Source organism: Bradyrhizobium sp. MI1.11, from assembly GCF_055811255.1.
Genome location: NZ_JBVVPM010000093.1, coordinates 1 through 17,396, shown reverse-complemented (window position 1 = coordinate 17,396; position 17,396 = coordinate 1). Strand labels below are relative to the sequence as shown.

The following is a 17,396-nucleotide window of genomic DNA, read 5'->3' as shown; positions in this document are numbered from 1 at the left end:
TTGGCTTCGGCGTTCGAAGTGGTACCCAGGCGAGACGGAGCGGAGCGGAAGACCATGATCCGCTGAGGCGTCGGCGATCCGAAGACACAAGAATTGAAAGAAGGCCGCCGCACGGGCGGCCTTCTCTTTTCCACACCCACGACACTCAGTAGCTCTCGCGGGCGTGGAGCTACTAGGAATCGATATTTTGCGCGCTACTTACGATGCCGTTTTGATGGCGGCATGCGCACTCGCCGATTTATGAAATGGGCCGGTCATTATCCGCCCCGCAGCCCCGCTGAATGGCTGGCTGAGGGCCACGTGACCTGCAACATCCAATGCCTGAACGGCCGTTGCGATCGCAGGGTTGACGTGCGGCTCGAGACACTCCCGCAGGATCAACCGTGGTCGAGCGTCGGGTTGCGCATGGTCTGCTCGGCATGCGGCGCCGCAGGATCTGTGCATAACGTCGGCGCCTATGCATCCTTTGCAGTCGACACGGAGTTGTATTCAGAACTCGGCTATGGAGAGCTAACACTTTCTTTGATCAATATGGGAACGCGCAACTACTACCTTTCGGCCCGTGTCGATAAGCAGAAGGCGAGCTCAAATATCGTCGCGATGGTTGGATAACTGCGCGGCTTGCGAATTGCGCGCTGACCAGCGCACCGCTGGCGCGCTCCGTCACAAGGCTCTCGTTTTGATGTTTGGCTTAGGCCTTCAGCCCTGATGAAGACAGTTGTCGGGAAGTCGGGAAAACCGGATCGTCAAATTTCCATATTAGTTTGGACATTAATCTGACGCGTTCTAGCGCAGACTATCGGTCTTGCGATGAGGCAGCCGGGGGGCGGCCTCGCACACGAGGTTGAGGGCTCGCTTTTGCCAGCCCCGGCGAGCCCTCCCTCAGTCAGCAAGACTGACGTTTAAGTTTTCCATAAGTGTGACATCGACGACATTGCGAACTTGAGCCGTCGCTGTAGGCTTGTCTTGCCGGGGCTGGAATCAATATTTCACGTCTTCATTTTAACCCGGCTGGCCGCAGTGGTTTGCCGCTGCGGCCTTTTCGTGGAGCGCTCCTAGCGGTGAGGCCCTCCTGCTGGGACACAGTGATAACACTGCCGATCCGGCGTGCGCCTGTACGACTGCCCAACCTGTAAGCGGTTGTTTTTGGGATGCCAGCCGCCATAATTTGCCTGATCGCGGTCCTGCTTTTGTCTGATCGAAAAAATTGGCAGCAGGGTGGAAATGGTCCGATCCGGGGCTCCTAAAAGTTCGGCGATTTGGTCCGCAGAGGACGACAAAATACTTTTTCAGATGCGCGCGACCGGAGCGTCATTCAGCGACATTGCAGCATACCTCGGCCGGAGTCAGGCCTCGGTCGAGGCTCGCTATTCCAAGCTAAAGAAGAAGATCAAACTGCGTGGTCGTTCCTAAACGCTTAAGCCCTGCCTCCGGCGGGATAGGACCTGGTGAACACGCCCTGTTGCTCAATGCGGTTGTAATGAAAGGTGCAGCCATGAGCGCGGGCGAAGACTTCGGCCTCTGCAAGAAAGCGAGCGCGTCATTTCCGCCGAACGCGTACTCGATGTACCGATCGCGAATTATCACCTGCTGGTCCGCCCCGACATCGTCTAAAACGCTCGCCAGCCGGAGCAGGTAGTTGTCCCGCGTCTCCATGAAGGCTGGCCATCCTGAAGTTTGTCTTGCCGCGATCCTGCCGAAAGCCAGCCAGCGCGAACCGGCGGTTTGTACCGAAGCGCGGTCAGCTAGCCAGCTCTAGGTTTTTGCCTCGGTTTTCCCTTTTCGGTGTCCTGACGGCGCGGCCCGTCGGTTATGGGAAGCAACCAGCTGCGCACACCGAGGACACACGCCGTCGGCCGCATCCGTGAGTTGGCGCACAATCTCTTCCATGAGACCTTCACGCTCCCAGCACGTGCCATCACTCCGTGTGATGCTTCTGGCGCGGTAATAAGCATGCGTTTCGGCGTCGCCGTCTCCGACGCGGATCATGACCTCTGGATGGAAAGGACAGCCGCCAGGGACGTCATCAACAGGTTGATGGGGAATCGCCCTATTGCGAACGCCCGACCAGTTGTTAGGCGATTTCAATCATCTGCCCGCGGCGTGACGATGAGCCACAGTTTCGTCCCAGCAGGCGTGAAGCAGGATCTGATTAGAAACTGGCCGGTCGGTGCTTCAGCCAAGTATTGCGACGCCGCGAGCAGAGCGCCATAAACGCCAGTTTCAGACGCTGCGGGGGACGAGCTTTGTGGTCAACGGCGCACGGCAGACGGTTGCTGACCGGTCCGCCGAAATGAAATGGATCAACGGCTGGCCGACGGCCGCAACCTTCGAAGGGGAGTTCTCCAACGTGACGCGCAGCTACGCCAAAGGGCGTGGTGCGATATGCTTGCTAACATCGCGACTTCCGCTGTTGGCCCGTGGCTGCCCTTCGCTCAGAAAACTGGGGGGGGCAGCTTTCGAAGGCGAGCCGAACAGCGCAATTCGGCTTGGCCGAGGCAGTCTTTGACCCATGGCCGACATCGCGGTGTTGAGCTATATTGGAGCAGGAGCCAACGTCACTTCGCGATCATCCGATGAATCAGCAAGAAAGTGGCAGGTCGGCGCTAGTGCGCCCGAGGTGTACCAACCGTAATACTACTGACAGGACCTGTTCCTCGAAACCGGGCGACCGCGCGATCGACGTTGCTTAGGAGGACGGAGGTAAGCCTCGTCTCCATCCTCTATTCTAGGGAGGCATCAACAGCAGGGAGCTAACATCATGCGCGCATTTGGAGCTGTATGTTTCTCACTATTACTGTCGGCTGTTCCTGCGACTGCGGCAGATCTCAAGGAGGAAATTGGGAAGATAGTTTCAGCATACGAGCAGCACTTCAACAAACAAGATGCTGCCGGGATTACGTCACTCTATACGAAGAACTACCTGCGTGTTTCTCAGAATGGAATTGAGCCCGACAATACCAAGTTTTACGAGGACGGTTTCAAAGCTGGACTTGATCGCCTCGAGGTGAAGGTGACCGAAGTTCAGCCATTGTCAGAAAACATGGCTCTATCAGCTGGCGAAGCTCACATTACTGGTAAGAGTGAGAAAGGCGATGCCCTAGAAATAAACGCTATTTGGACTGCTCTTGATGTTCGTGAGAATGGGCAATGGAAGATTCGTATGCTGACGTCGGCTCCTAAGGCAGCGCCGCCGCAGCCGCAGCAAGCGGGGGCCACGGCGACTACAACGGGGAACGCGCCGAGTGGAAAATAGTGCCCACCCGAGAGTAGTTCGTCGTAACCGGCTTTCGCGCCCAAACGGGCGGAGGCAGCAACTGAAACGTGGGTCTTTCGGCCACGGAAGCCGACTCGCATCCGCTGCGTGAGATCAAGGGGCCTCGCCTCTCGAAAATGACGGGGCGGCGCGGCTCCTTGATCGGACCGAACAACAGCTTCTGAGTGAAGACCGGGCTGCAGCAAGGAAAGCCCTGCAGGACCGAGTCTGGCCCTAAGCCGAAGAGCGGTTCAGCCGCCGTGATGTCCGCCGTCGCGGGTAATGAGGGGCAGAGCAGGTCCGCTCTGCTCAGCCAATTCAGACGTCGACCTGCCCTGCTATTGCGAGTGCATCGTCGACTTCAATTCCCAGGTTCCGGACGGTGTTCTCGATTTTGGTGTGCGCCCGGCGTGGGAGCACGCCGAACCTGTTTCCGCTTGAAGCCCTTGAACGAGCTGGCCCTTGGGCTTGCGGTGATGAGTTTCGCCAGGAATTTGCCTGGCGCGCGACGATGCGGCGACCGCTCTCGACGTGACGGCGCGCCTGCGAATTGTTCGAAGGTCATTGGATGCATTCCCAGTGGCCGGGGAGCGCAAGCGGCGTGCTCGCCGGATGGACGCCAAAGTCCAAACGGGTGACGCTCCCATTCTCAGATCTCGCGCCCTTGGGCGCGGTATATCCGCTCATCCCTTGAAAGTCCCCTAGGGACATCTAAATATCAGCCACACGCCATCCAGTGGGATGGTGATTGAGGTGTTTAGCGCTATGGCCGACAATGTGCGCGAGTTGCGACCCAAAGCCCCCGACACTGAGAAGATCACGATCAACCTTGGCTACGTCGACCTCGGTCATGTCGATCTTATGGTGCAGGAAGGGTTCTATTCGAACCGGACCGATTTCATCCGGACAGCAATCCGGAACCAGCTCGAGCGCCACGTAGAAGTCGTCAGACAATCCACGGCCCGGAAGAACCTGGACCTTGGGCTGCGCAACTACACTCGCGAAGATCTCGAAGCGGCGCGGCGCACCGGCGAGATGCTGCAGATCAATGTTTTGGGCTTAGCCACCATCGCCCAGGACGTCACTCCCGAGTTGGCTCGCGCCACAATCGCGTCGGTCTCGGTGCTGGGTGCCCTTCACGCCACTCCCGCGGTCAAGGCCGCTCTCGCCGACAGAACGAGGTGAACGATGCTGAATCAAGACATAGTCCGCGAAGCAACCCGCCTCACGCGTGCCGGCCAATTGGTCGAGGCCACCGCGCTGCTGCAGCGCATGCTCCAGGGCGATAGCGCTCCAAGACCGGAGTCTCGCGGCGCCTCTCAGGCTCGGCTCCCGCGGCTCGATCCGCTCACCGTCGACGCCACCGCCGAAGTTGTCGAGGAGCGGGAAGCTCCGCAGATTGCGCCGACCCGCTCTGCTCAGGGACGCAGACGCTCCATACCGGTCGACGGCATGCGGGATTTTTCCGGGCTCGGCCTGCGAAGTCCGATCACGCGCGTTCCTCTGTCCCCATCGGACATCGTGCCCGAGAACACACGATTTATCGCCGGTACCTTCAGTAACGCCGCGGGAAGCCGGACCTACAAGCTATTCATCCCAAGCCGATGTCAGGGACAACAGCTTCCCCTGATCGTAATGCTTCACGGCTGCACCCAGTCGCCGGACGATTTCGCGGCCGGCACCCGGATGAACTTTCTGGCGGAAGAGCAGAATTGCTTCGTGGTCTATCCTGAGCAGCCGAGCGGAGCCAACCAGTCGAAGTGCTGGAACTGGTTTCGCACCGGCGACCAGCGCCGCAGCGGGGGCGAGCCCTCGATCATCGCCGGCATTACCCGCGAGATCATGCGCGACCATGCGATCGATCCGAAACGCGTATACGTCGGGGGGCTGTCCGCCGGCGGGGCCGCCGCCGCGATCATGGGCGCAACGTATAGCGACCTGTACGCGGCCGTCGGAATTCATTCAGGCCTCGCGTGCGGCGCCGCGAGCGATCTTCCCTCCGCGTTCGTAGCCATGCGGCAGGGAGGCGGCTTCAAGGCAATTGCGGATAGCAAAATATCCGTGCCGACCATCGTTTTCCATGGCGATCGCGACACTACGGTGCATCCAAAGAATGGCGACCAGATTATCGAGCAGTCCGCCAGGGCAACGAGGCCGACGACGACGGTACTTCGCGGACGCGTACCCCACGGCCATGCCTATACTCGCACCGTCCTGATCGACGGGGCCGGTCGGACGATTTCCGAACACTGGAACATCGATGGCGCCGGACACGCGTGGTCAGGAGGTAGCCCCGCCGGGTCCTACACTGATCCGCACGGGCCGGATGCGACGAGGGAAATGCTGCGCTTCTTCCTCGAGCATTCGCTCGGTGGGTAGTCTGGCTTCACAGGGCGCTCAGGTTGTCCTCGAGCACGTCGCCGAGCGTCCGGACCGCTTGGCGTCGCCGACAGCGCTGGGCGCGACGGGCGAGAAATAGGTCGCATAGATCACCGGGACTTTAGGATAATCCTCTCGGCAACGTTCGGTATGTGCCATCCGTCGATGTCTCCCGGCGGCTTGACGTCCGTGATGAGAACGTCCGCGATAAAGCGGTCCTTTGGAGAGCGCCACGCGCGGAGGCCCGATCGTTCTCAGCCTGACGCCGTTGAGCATAGGTCTGGAAGATCGCCAGCTAGACGTTTGTTGGTTGGAGTTGCTACCTAAAATCATCCTCGACAGCGCAGAACGTCCGATTGATCTCAGTTCATGCGGGACTCCAACAATGCAAGGGCTTGGAACGCCACGTCACAAAGCCTGTTGTCCTTTCAGAAATGACCGTTGTGGTCGCCCCCCATTTTCTTGGAGTGTCAGATGAGCAAACGCAAGCCGGCGACAGCGCCGAAGCGCGCCCGCAATCCGAAAATGGCCGCGCGGCCCCAACAGAACAAGCAGGCCATTGTTCGAAGCCCGAAACAGGATTTACTTCGCTCTGTTGCGGCAGTCTCGATTGAACCGCCCCTTGGGCTTTATGATGACTCTAAACACGAGGTTCCTCTCATTGAGCCTCGGGTGGATGCCTTACCGGATGACCTCAGTCCGAGAATCACGGATAGCGATCCAACGAAAGGCGTTGCTTTAGCGACGGCAAACATGCAGGCGTATCAAGCGAAGCTTCTTGAGATAGCCGCGGCCAACGCGCAATTTGCTTTTGAATTCGGCCTCAGACTTGCGACGATCAAGTCACCGACTGAATTTTTTGGCGTCATTACGGAGTTTACAAACAGACGGCTCGATATGGTCGGGCAGCATTCGAAAGAACTGGCGGCTTATCCGGTCTGGCGCATCAATCCGCCCCAAGAGCTCACCGCTCTGTCGGGACGATAACTGCAAGCCGTATCCGCTGCGGCAAAGGATGGAAGCGAACGCGGATCACGCACGCGCGGTTGCTTGCTTTCGGCTGGGGCGCGCGGCTCACAACGAGGGAGCCGAATCAGCATCGGCCCTAAGCGGCCTCGGTGCGCCCAATCCGAGGTACCCGCCATCGCGCATATAGGTTGACACCATGTCCACAACAGAAGCCGTGCTGATGATCGTTTTGGCAGGACTTGTCGTTTTGATCCTCGGCAACATCGCGTTTCAGGTGGCAGCTGAGCGAAAGAATCCCCCGATCGGCGTCTTTACCGAGTGCGACGGAGTGCGCCTTCACTATATTGAACGGGGCGATACCGCCGCCCCTTGCGTGGTCCTGTTTCACGGGAACGGCACCATGATTCAGGATCTCGTCCTAAGCGGTTTGGTCGACCGCCTGGCCCAAGACTATCGCGTCGTTTGCTTCGACCGGCCAGGATTTGGCTACAGCGACCGTCCGCGCACGCGCATCTGGACGGCCACAACGCAAGCTTCCTTGTTCGCGAAGGCTCTTGATCAGCTTGGAGTGCGCAATCCCGTGGTGCTCGGCCACTCCTGGGGAACGCTGGTGGCAATCGCGCTGGCGCTGCGAAGCGGTTATGCCGTGAGTGGGCTCGTGCTTGTGTCCGGCTACTATTTTCCAACCTTTCGGATGGATTTTTGGCTCATGTCAGGTCCGGCACTGCCGCTGCTCGGGGATCTGATGCGCTACACTATCTCGCCGATCATATCGTGGGCTATTACGCCGAAGCTGATGCGCACGCTGTTCGCGCCGCGTGCCATTCCGCCGAAATTCAAGAATGAATTTCCGATCTCGTTGGCTCTCCGGCCCAAGCAGTTGAGGGCGGCCGCCGAGGAGAGCGCGTTCCTTATTCCAGCGGCCGCGCAGTTGCAGCTTCAGTATCAGGGCATCCGGTCTCCCGTTAGGATCCTGCATGGAAAGGGTGACCGGCTCATCGAGGCCGACCAGTCGCGCCGCCTGCACGAGGTGTTGCCTAGCTCGGTGCTACATCTGGTCGAGGATGCCGGTCACATGGTTACCTATGCAGATGCTGCGGGAATAGCGGATGCCGTGGCGGCGCTGGCTGCCCAATGAGGCGTGTTGAAGAGCGCGCTGAACCTGACATCGCAGACAGGTCCACTCACGCGGGCCGCGTGAGGCGCAGCCCGCGTCAGATTCCGAAAGGCCGCCTTTTTACCGGATCAAGTCATGCTGATCGTCGGACCGTCATGGCTTCATTGCGCCCTGCGCGCTTGTGTAGACTGCGTACAGAGAGGTCGAACCGCAGATGTAAAGTCTATTTCGTTGCTGGCCGCCGAAGCAAAGATTGGCGACGGTTTCCGGAATGTGGATCTTACCTAGCAGTTCGCCCCCTGGCGTATAGCAGCGCACCCCGTCCTCGGTCGGATCGCCCCAACCCACGGAGCACCAGACACGACCCTCGGTGTCACAGCGTAAGCCGTCGGTAATGCTGGGCTTGGGCATTTCCGCAAAGACCTTGCTGTTCGACGCCTTTCCAGCGGCGACATCAAGGTCGAACACCCGGATGTGAGAGGGATTGTCGGGCCCGTCGGTGAAACCGGTGTCGATCACATAGAGCTTCTTCTCGTCGGGCGCGAACGGTAATCCCGTTCGGCTCGACGAAATCATCGGCGATCACCTTGATGTCCCGTGATTTAGGATCGACGCGGTAAACGTTGTGCTTTTCCTGCTCGGGCTCGGCCTTGATGCCCTCATAGAAGCCGCCGATGCCGTAGGCCGGATCGGTGAACCAGATCGCACCATCGGACGTGACAACCGCGTCGTTTGGCGAGTTCAACCTATTGCCATTGTACTTGTCAGCAATGATTGTGATCGAACCGTCCAATTCAGTCCTGGTAACGCGTCGGCCAGAATGCTCGCAGGTGATCAAACGGCCCTCGCGATCGATGGTGTTACCGTTCGAGTTCATGGATGGCTGGCGGAACACGCTGACGTGACCGTCGTCTTCCGAGAAGCGCATGATGCGGTTTGGAATATCGCTGAACAGGACATAGCGGCCAGCCGGGAAGTAGACCGGCCCCTCGGCCCATCGAAATCCCGTTGCGACGCGTTCTACCGCCATCGTTCCGGCGAACGCCGGAAAGTCAGCCGACCCGAACGTGGCCTTGCTCTTCTTCATGGATTCCAGGTGAGCATCCGGGTAGCGACTTCCCGATAGCGGCCCCAATGGCAACGGCTCGGTCGACCTGGTTGGAGCGCCCGTTTGACCGAATGGCGCTACGCTCGCAGCCGAAGCCATTTTCACGGTTGCTGCCATTGTCGCGGCTGCTGTTGTGGTGAGAAACGCGCGTCTGTTCATCATCACCTCTCTGTTGCATTGACAATTTTTGCGAGACGCTGATCGGCGATCCGAACTGCTTGCCAAGCAGTGCTGTCGTTCGGACATCGTAAATTGTAGCACGAGAAAGATGGGCCAAGAAGTCGAGCAGTGCGCTGAGCGTGAAGAAGGCAATCCTTGGCGAATGGGGCGCATCTCGCTGTGCGCACCCGCCCCGAGGTCGATCGCGTAGGGATGAGATGAGCCAAACGGGTTCAAAAAAAGCCCCAGCTCCCGGGTCGGGGAAACTGGGGTCTAGCCTCTCGCTTCGGCCGGCAAGGGGACCGCCGGCACCGACATGCTAGTTCCTCCAGGGGCTCCAGGGGAGTCACGATCAGGTGTGGTTGATCACAAGCATTACGGTGTGCGTGGCCGAATGAACCCGCGCGAAAGATATGGCTGGTTCCGAAGAAATGCGATGCTTGTCTCTATGCTCCGCAGCGGATCAGTTGAAACATCCTGTTCGACGAGAACATGTCTCACGCCGCTCTGGCGCGCAGCTTCGAGTATGCTGGCAAAGTCGATCGTGCCGCGACCTAGTTCGGTGGTCGAACCATCTTTTGCCATGTCCTTGAGATGAACCAGTGGAAACCGCAATGGATTTGCCCTCAAGACGCGCGCAGAATCGAGATTTCCTTTGGTTGCCCAATAAACATCGAGCTCGAACTTGACCAAGCGCTCGTCCGTGCGCCTCAGCAAAACATCATACGGCTGGATGCCACCGGGCAGGGCAGCAAACTCGAAGTCGTGATTATGATAGGCGAGGTCAAGTTCGACCGCGACGCTAATTGACCAATCGTGTTCAGATTATCGCAGATCCGCTTCCAATCATCGGTGGTCTTCCGTACCGACGGATCCAACCATGGACAAACGACAAACCGACTGCCGAGCAAATGAGCGATCTCGAACGATGGTTGGGCATTGTCCCGCAGACTGGGGTAGTCGATATGCAGTGATGGGGCAGTGAGACCCAGGCCTAGCAGGAGCTTACGGGTGTGGCTGACGTCTGAGCCGAGAATGCCGGCAAACTCCACCTCGCTGTAGCCGAGAATGGCAACTCTCCTCAGGGTCCCCTCAAATCGACCTTCAGCAGGTCACGAACCGTGTAGAGCTGCAGGCCAGTTTTCCGCACCTCTCCACCGAATGTCGAATCGATTGTCATCATCGCCCCAGCCGCGATGAATCCTAAAACAGCTCGCCTGCTGAGTTCCGCCGGCATACTGGGCTATCTTGGCGCTTGTAGGACGACACCGTAGCGCTCGTATATCCGATTGATCGTACCGTCGGTTCGCAGCCGGTCCAGGGCTCCGTCGATAGCTTCACGCAACTGGTCATCCGGGCGCACCATGCCAACAGCAACATTCCAGTTAAGGTTCGCCTCGTTCTCGTCGAGTTCGAGAATGCGTACCGCCTTGTCCGGATGCGTCACATTGAAATAGCTGGCGGTCGTCGGGGTGACCGCTGCCGCATCAATCTCATGATTGGCAAGAGCCTCTAGGCTGTCGACCTCGAAACCAAACGTCGACGTGGGCACGTGGCGCCGACCGAGGGTCATGGCCGCCATAGATCCGACCAGGACACCAACTTTCGAGTGCTCATCGAGACTCTTGAAGGAGGTGAGTTTGCTTCCATGAGGAACTGCCAGCGCAACACCTGTGCGGTAATACGCCTTCGATATCCTCAGATTGGTCTCGCCCTGCGCCTCGCGGTCGGCGATGATGTCGAGCACGATGTCGCAGCCCGCGCTCCGCATCTGGTATTGAGTGATGATCCAGTCTGACCTCAGTGAGACACCAAGCTCGCGCGCGAACGCGTTGCCCAACTCGATCTGAAATCCGGGAGGGTCACCGGCCTTGTTGGCGAAAGGAAGCGAGTTGGGGTGGGCGCATAGTCCAAGCACACCGGAGTTGCGGATCGCGTCGAGAGAACGAGGCTGCGCAATACTGGTTAGTTCCAGCAGGGCGCCGACCACGAGGGCTAAATAAGTTTTCATGAAACCCCTGTGTAGATCAATGTCGCCTAGCCTTCATGTGGCTTCAGGGCGCGGATGTATTTCATGATTTCGTCGATTTGCGCATCGCTGAACGTCACGCCGAAAGCCGGCATCGCGCCTTCCTTGCCGTTCTTGATGCGGTTGCGGATGAAGTCGTCATCTCGCTTGCTATCCATGAGCTGCGGCCCCTTGCCGGCAGCGCGACCGCCGTCGGAGTGACACCAACCACAGGTCGTCGCGAACAACTGCCCGACATCGAGTTGTTGGTTATCCGGAGCGCTCGGAGTAGGTTGCTGCGCGCGAGAGGGCAAGCTGGCAATCGTAAGGAGCGCGGCCAGTGTCGAGGTCGACAACGTCATGATCTTCCAAGCCAATCGCATACCGGCCAACCCTACCTCTCAGGGATCCAATTTGCGCCGAGCTTCGTTAGCTCCGCTTTGACAAAGGGAGCGGCGTCACGCCGCTCCCGCCCGGCGTCACGAGCATTATTTCAGACTGTAAACGATGAGCGCGCCGTCGTCGCGAGGCATGCTCTTGTAGACGCCGCCGAAGGTCGGCGCGTAGTCATCCGACGCCATGCCGCCGAAGCCGGCGACGACCGCGATGTACTGCTTACCATTGACGGCGTAGCTGATGATGCCGCCTTGGTGGCCGGTGCCGTCGCCGTGGCTCCACAATTCGGCACCGGAATCGGCATCGTAAGCATGGACCGTGCCGCGCGAGTCCGGGACGAATACCAGATTGCCTCCAGTGGACAATACGCTTCCGAGCGGCGGCTCGGGGAAGCGCACTTCCCACTTCTTGGCGCCGGTGATGGGATCGCGCGCATCCAGATGGCCATAGATCTCACCGCCGGGCGGCGGAGCGATCTTGAAGTCGGCTCCGATGTTGAGTTGGGCCTGAGGAGCAACGATCGGAGTCGTCTTCTGAACTTCGAGCGTCATGCACCATTCCTGGCCGAGCTTGTAATAGAGGCCTGTCTTCGGGTTATACGATCCGGAATTCCAGCTCACCCCACCAGATATGTGAGGGCACAATGGTTCGGAAGCCTTCCCGGCGGAGAAGTCGCGGCGACCGATTAGCTCACCCGTCTTGGGATCGATATCCTTGACGAAATTGCTGTTCTGCGTGATCCGCCATACGTTTTTGACGGCGAGGTTGCGGTCGTAAACGAAGATATATCCGCTCTTGTTCGGATGGACGATGTACTTCTGGCCATCGCGATCGAGCATCACAAACTCGCCGACCGCGCTATCAAAGTCCCAGGCGTCGTGAGGTAGCTCCTGATGATATGACTTCAGCTTGCCGGTGTCGATATCGAGCGCAAGCACTGAGGTGGTGTAGAGATTGTCTCCGGGACGCGCCCCTTGCGTCTTGTAATCGGCTCCCGACCAGTCGTAGAGCGGAGCCGGGTTTGCAGTCCCCCACAGAATTGTGTTTGTCTCGCCGTCGTAGGTGCCAGGCATCCAGCCGCCGCCGCCGCCGGTCCGCCACGAGTCATTGCCCCAGGTCTTTATGGCGTCGTCGGTGCCGGCAACCGTCAGGAATTCCCATTTCTTCTTGCCGGTTGCTGCATCAACACCGAAGATCGGACCCCGGCCCGGCCATTCGCCGCCTTGCGCGCCGATCACCACTGTGCCCTTGGCGTAAAGCGGCGCTCCGGTGAAACCAACGGTCAGCTTTTGGGAATCGATCAGCTTGGTGTCCCACATGACCTTTCCGGTCTTCATGTCGAGCGCGATGAGGCGGCCATCCATGGTTCCGACATAGACCTTCCCTTCGCCGATGGCGGCACCGCGATTATAGGGGGAGTGGGTCTGCCGCGCGATCAGGGCCTCGTCCAACTCGGGGAAGTAAGACCAGATCACCTCACCGGTAGCGCCGTTCAGTGCAAACGTGCGGCTGTAGGACCCAGTGTAGTAGAGTACCCCGTCGGCCGCGAGAGGCATCGATTGCAGCCCTCGCGTGGAACGTCCCGGAATATGGATCCAGGCAACGCCCAGATTGCTTACGTTACTGGGATTGATCTGTGCTAGCGGGCTGTAGTGATACGACTTGTATGAGCCATGATAGGTCAGCCAATCGTTCTGACCGGCGGATTCAATCCGGGCCGTGTCCACGGATTGCGCAAACGCCCCTGACGCCATGAGCGTCACACCAATAACAACAGGGAAACAAGAATAACGCCACTGCTTCTTCATGTAGAGTTCCTCCCGCTTTTTAACATTTGTGGACTGAGTAGCCGCCTCCGAGGAGTTTCGCCGTTCAATGCGGCGCTTCTTCGCCACCACATATCAGGTGCCGCACACTTCCTCTCGCTCTTCTCACAAGTAGCTACGCTGACCGGACTGGCTCTGGTGCACCAACCCACTCGCAGAGTACGCGGGATCACGTCTTGTGCAACGATGGAATTCCCACGCGGCACGGCTAGTGAATGTCAGCGCCTCTTACCGAAGTCTACCCTGTCTTGCGGCTGGGGAGCCGCCTCGGCGAAAAAAACCCCCGTTGAGCGGGGGAGTACCAGGTCAGCACTTTTACCGGCGCGATCGGATCGCTAGCAGTCGGGCATTCCTGCTGGGCGCGAGGAAGCATTGGCGTTGGCGCTCGTACCGGAAGAAGCAGCGGAAGAAGTGCCAGAGCTTGACCCAGGTGATGTTGTTGAGCCGACCGTGGTATTTCCGGATGGTCCAGTTGCGGTGGCGCCGCTTACGTCCCGAACCACCTTATTAGCCACGTCCCAGCATTGTTTGAGATCGTGACCACTCGACCCACCCGTCGAAGTTCCTTGAGCGTTTGCGAATGCACCGATAGCCAACAATGCGGCGCTGATCGGCACTCCTAGATAAATCTTTCTCATTGATGGAATCTCCTCTTGTATGCCGGCAAGAGTGCCGACGCCTCTTAATGCGGGTGCAACATCCAACGTTCCCTCCAGATGCAAGCATCAAGCGAGCAACGAACTTGTCGCGCGGCACACCACATTGGCGACTTCGAGGAACTCGCGGCATGGAGCACATTTAACCTGGACGTGGCGGACGCTTTGTTGCGCCCAGGAGGAGGCTCGCGGAGCGTTCTCGAGTGCTTCTGTCAATAATCCCCAAACTTCGGAAGTTAGAGGATATCCACTCCTCCAAACTGTGGGCGCTAAACCCTCGCGAAGATGTTCATTTTTCGCAAGCCTTGGACGGTTCTAGAAATAAGCTACGGTAATGAACTACGGTAACTCGGCCAAATCGCAATACGTGATGCCACTATGGGCATCCGCCCGCAAGGATGTGAACCTCTTCGTCCTGCTGGGCTCTCGCGACTTCGACAGGCATAGTGTCCGTTTCGCACGCCTCGCGCCGCTCAACTGCGAATACTTTCTGTACACGCCGGTTTCAATTGCTAGCTTCTAAAATCGTCCTTGCAGTCGCTCTTCGTCGCGTTCGTGCTCGGAAGGTCGATCCCTCGCGGATTTAAGAGAGCTGCCATCCTGCACGCAGGATGCAAGTGCGATCAAGATTTCAGGCCTCGCTCGGCGTCACCGATCTCGCAATTTCGCCGACGTGAACGGGCGGGGGAGCAGTTAGATCATCGCGGCCAACTGGGCTCAGGCCATGGCATGTAAAGACGCAGCCCTGCGGAGAAAGGGCATCGATGAGCTGCAGCGGCGTCCTCTCATGCTGTGACATACCGGGCCGGCACGATCAAGACCTACAAGGCCGGCACGTAGGGCAGGGGGTTCCGGCTAATCGTAGAAGCACGGTTCGGCCTTGCAGAGCTTGGGAGCTAGTTAGACGGGCAGCCGAAGCCAAAGGTCGTTGCTAGACAGCGTACCGGCCGGCGTGGCTATCTCCAAATCGACGATGCGAAATGAGCCGGGCTGATCATCATACAGGTAACGAAGATGCCAGACCGGGCCAAGTTCTGGTGTAATGGCGAAGGCATCTAAGGCACTCGCGACGTATCGAACGGCATCGCGATGTGCTATCGGCGCGGTGAACATCGTGTCGATCAGCGTGGCGAGGCTCATACCTTCCTGGAGCATGGTTCGCGCGACTTCGTCTCCGTGGACGAGCCTAAGGGCCGATACGAGGGCCGCGATAGCGTCAGGGTTCTTTAGAGACACGGCAAATTCGTTTCAGGCCAAAAGCCGGACTATTGACGTAGGGGCGCGTGGGCGGCGGTTGCGTCCTTTCGCACGGCAATGCACGTCTGCTACAACACCTCAGCACGGACTTGAGCAACGCCACGATTTGTAATCCCCAAGCTGCGCGCGGCCGCCAGCGAGAGGTCGAGGACGCGGCCACGGACCCATGGTCCGCGGTCGGTGATACGAACGACCACCGACTTATTCGTCTCAAGATCAGTGACGCGGACTCTCGTGCCGAACGGCAGACGGCGGTGCGCCGCGGTTAGTAGATTCCGATCAAACGATGAACCGCTCGCTGTCTTGCCTTTGGAATACGAATAGTAAGAGGCTTTTCCGGAAATGAATCGATTGAAAGATTGAGCCCCTGAACGATCTTTCAAAGGCTCTTGTCCGTTCGGAGACTGCGCTTGCGGCTCCTCCTTCTTTGCCTGATCGAGTACTTCAGGAGCGGGCTCCGCGTGAGCCTTTGGAACGACGGACCATCTGTCATCGAATGTTTGCCCGACAGCAGGGGTCGCGTGAAGCCCCGTCCAAGTTGAGACCGCTGCAATCATTATCATTCCAGAAAGCGGGCGCATGATCGACCTCGCTACAAATCACAAAACAGAGAAACAATGCAAACTCATAACGCACGTTCCGGCACATCCCCGATTCGTATGTAGAAAGGTGATGTACTACCCATGGCGGAACGTAGACGCAGCGCAGCAAGCAGATAGCTCGCTGCAACGCACCACGTTAACGGCATCAGTTCTAGAGCTCTCTGGCGAAGCGAGCGTCAACACCGCCTGTACGTGCAGGGATTCAATCAGTGGCGTGAATGTCTTCGCCCTGATTATAGACACGAGGAGGACATTGAACGGACCGCCACAGTTTGGTGGGGCGAGAGGCCGCGAGTCACCTAAGACGCTCCGTACGTTGCCTGCCATGGCTCGATGTTCAGTGGTCCGCTGGTCACTATAATGGCGCCGACCTGTGGGGTTGCCTCAAGGCGCAGGGATTTAGCCCGGTGCGAGTCGTTGCCGAATGGGGACACGCCGTTGGCGTGCCGAAATGTCCAATGCTCAGAGCCTGCAGCGCGTACCGTCCGCGAGACCTATCGCGCGCTGATGACCAATGGCCGCGATACGCTATCAAAGTCAGAGACCGTCACTATTGCGGCAATTGAGCAAGGCATTCCTCTCCTGGTGGAAGCTCGAGAAATCATAGCCGGTTTCCGTGCGATGATCCGCAAGAAGGCTCACGGAGAGCTTGAATCATCGTTGGAACGAGCATGCGCAAGCCTAGTCGTGTCTTTCGCCAACGGCGTCGTCGAGGACAAGGCCCCCGTCAGCGCAGCGATTACCGACGTCCTGGTCCAACGGACAGACCGAAGACCAGATCGCCAAACTCCAAACTGGGTTAAGCCCCAATGCCGGGGCATGGAAGGAGTAAAGCTTCCAGCCGCGCTGGCGCTGCTGCTGCGAGCGGATTTGCGCGGCCTCAGGCGGAAGGGACCGCGATGGATGCTCGTGGCGCTTCAGACCGCTGGAAGTTTGAACGAGATGTTAAATTGGTTCAGAGAGGTGGCCAAACATTGGCCGGAGAGACGCAGATCACTAGAAGTAGTGGGGTAGACGGCACATCCAAATTGACTTTCATTGTGGCGATTAAGCCTAACGGTTCAATCTCAAAACAGAGACGGCAACCACTTCGTTCTCGCGGTATTGAACAGGCCGTGTGACACCTTTTGGGGCGGGGAACGGGCTTTGGAAAAAGACAACGCATTCAAACCGATCAGGTTTGGCCAACGAAAAGTCGTGCCTCGCATCTGCGTGGCTGACTCGAAGAAACACATTCGATCTTTTCTTTGTGAAGCGCTTCAAGAACTCGGATTCGCCATCTGTGAATGCGCTCATTCAGCCGAAGTAACCGGAGTAATCAACGCCGACATTCCTGATCTGCTTCTGCTCGGGTTTGCTGGCGAGGGCATGGAAGCGGTCCGTGTTTTGGAGCGACTCGCGGGCGAGCGCTTTGGTGGCCGGGTGCTCTTGTTCGGGCCTCCTCATTCGCAAGCGTTGCTGGCATTGGCGACGCTCGGAGCCCAACTCGGCCTGCATATGCTTCCCGTCCTCACCACGCCGTTTGGGGAGCTAGAGCTGCAGGCGAGCCTTGCTGACTTTGTGCCCTTGCCACCGCCGCGCCCCGGTGCCCGCCAGTTTCATGTAAGCAAGCCGTCGCCAGATCAGGTTCACAAGGGCTGTGAGTGCATTTAGCCGCTCGAGG

Annotated in this window: 13 protein-coding genes and 3 pseudogenes; 9 read left to right on the top strand and 7 right to left on the bottom strand. The window is 58.6% G+C overall.

Annotated elements, in window-relative coordinates:
- Window positions 1-222 precede the first annotated feature (222 nt).
- From AC0L30_RS40755 to AC0L30_RS40725, 7 genes and pseudogenes are all read left to right on the top strand, one after another.
- The gene (locus AC0L30_RS40755) at window positions 223-612 is read left to right on the top strand and encodes a hypothetical protein (protein ID WP_035992114.1); all 390 of its coding nucleotides are present in this window, start codon (window positions 223-225) and stop codon (window positions 610-612) included.
- A 1,609-nt stretch (window positions 613-2,221) separates the two neighbouring features.
- Window positions 2,222-2,396 (top strand): annotated as a pseudogene (locus tag AC0L30_RS40750) (autotransporter outer membrane beta-barrel domain-containing protein); the annotation flags it as partial.
- Window positions 2,397-2,761: 365 nt separating this feature from the next.
- Complete coding sequence (locus tag AC0L30_RS40745) at window positions 2,762-3,256, top strand: YybH family protein (protein ID WP_473406624.1); 495 nt, start codon at window positions 2,762-2,764, stop codon at window positions 3,254-3,256.
- Between the two features lie 765 nt (window positions 3,257-4,021).
- A complete protein-coding gene (locus AC0L30_RS40740; RefSeq protein WP_035992306.1) occupies window positions 4,022-4,441 on the top strand; it encodes a CopG family transcriptional regulator in 420 nt (139 codons plus the stop codon).
- Between the two features lie 3 nt (window positions 4,442-4,444).
- Window positions 4,445-5,635: an extracellular catalytic domain type 1 short-chain-length polyhydroxyalkanoate depolymerase gene (locus AC0L30_RS40735; protein ID WP_473406623.1), complete on the top strand. Its 1,191-nt coding sequence runs from the start codon at window positions 4,445-4,447 to the stop codon at window positions 5,633-5,635.
- Between the two features lie 474 nt (window positions 5,636-6,109).
- Window positions 6,110-6,622, top strand: a complete 513-nt coding sequence (locus AC0L30_RS40730; RefSeq protein WP_354202312.1) for a phasin family protein — start codon at window positions 6,110-6,112, stop codon at window positions 6,620-6,622.
- A gap of 178 nt (window positions 6,623-6,800) precedes the next feature.
- Window positions 6,801-7,742: an alpha/beta fold hydrolase gene (locus AC0L30_RS40725; RefSeq protein WP_009859255.1), complete on the top strand. Its 942-nt coding sequence runs from the start codon at window positions 6,801-6,803 to the stop codon at window positions 7,740-7,742.
- Window positions 7,743-7,874: 132 nt separating this feature from the next.
- Here AC0L30_RS40725 and AC0L30_RS40720 read toward each other — a convergent pair.
- From AC0L30_RS40720 to AC0L30_RS40690, 7 genes and pseudogenes are all read right to left on the bottom strand, one after another.
- Window positions 7,875-8,808, bottom strand: a pseudogene (locus AC0L30_RS40720) (SMP-30/gluconolactonase/LRE family protein).
- A 555-nt stretch (window positions 8,809-9,363) separates the two neighbouring features.
- On the bottom strand, window positions 9,364-9,681 hold the full coding sequence (locus AC0L30_RS40715; protein ID WP_354202310.1) for a sugar phosphate isomerase/epimerase family protein: 318 nt from the start codon (window positions 9,679-9,681) through the stop codon (window positions 9,364-9,366).
- A gap of 550 nt (window positions 9,682-10,231) precedes the next feature.
- A complete protein-coding gene (locus AC0L30_RS40710) occupies window positions 10,232-10,999 on the bottom strand; it encodes a substrate-binding periplasmic protein (protein ID WP_473406622.1) in 768 nt (255 codons plus the stop codon).
- Between the two features lie 26 nt (window positions 11,000-11,025).
- Window positions 11,026-11,358 (bottom strand): c-type cytochrome, encoded by a 333-nt coding sequence (locus AC0L30_RS40705; protein WP_473406621.1) that lies wholly within the window; start codon window positions 11,356-11,358, stop codon window positions 11,026-11,028.
- A gap of 126 nt (window positions 11,359-11,484) precedes the next feature.
- Window positions 11,485-13,200: a pyrroloquinoline quinone-dependent dehydrogenase gene (locus AC0L30_RS40700; RefSeq protein ID WP_354202308.1), complete on the bottom strand. Its 1,716-nt coding sequence runs from the start codon at window positions 13,198-13,200 to the stop codon at window positions 11,485-11,487.
- 1,574 nt (window positions 13,201-14,774) lie between these two features.
- Window positions 14,775-15,029 carry a hypothetical protein gene (locus AC0L30_RS40695; RefSeq protein ID WP_473406620.1) on the bottom strand — a complete coding sequence of 85 codons (255 nt, stop codon included), beginning with the start codon at window positions 15,027-15,029 and terminating at the stop codon, window positions 14,775-14,777.
- Window positions 15,030-15,199: 170 nt separating this feature from the next.
- Window positions 15,200-15,688 carry a septal ring lytic transglycosylase RlpA family protein gene (locus AC0L30_RS40690; protein ID WP_473406619.1) on the bottom strand — a complete coding sequence of 163 codons (489 nt, stop codon included), beginning with the start codon at window positions 15,686-15,688 and terminating at the stop codon, window positions 15,200-15,202.
- 365 nt (window positions 15,689-16,053) lie between these two features.
- Between AC0L30_RS40690 and AC0L30_RS40685 the strand changes: the two are divergent.
- Together AC0L30_RS40685 and AC0L30_RS40680 are read left to right on the top strand one after the other, a co-directional pair.
- Window positions 16,054-16,526: pseudogene (locus AC0L30_RS40685) on the top strand (ISL3 family transposase); the annotation flags it as partial.
- 353 nt (window positions 16,527-16,879) lie between these two features.
- Window positions 16,880-17,386 carry a hypothetical protein gene (locus AC0L30_RS40680; RefSeq protein WP_473406618.1) on the top strand — a complete coding sequence of 169 codons (507 nt, stop codon included), beginning with the start codon at window positions 16,880-16,882 and terminating at the stop codon, window positions 17,384-17,386.
- The last annotated feature ends 10 nt before the right edge of the window (window positions 17,387-17,396 follow it).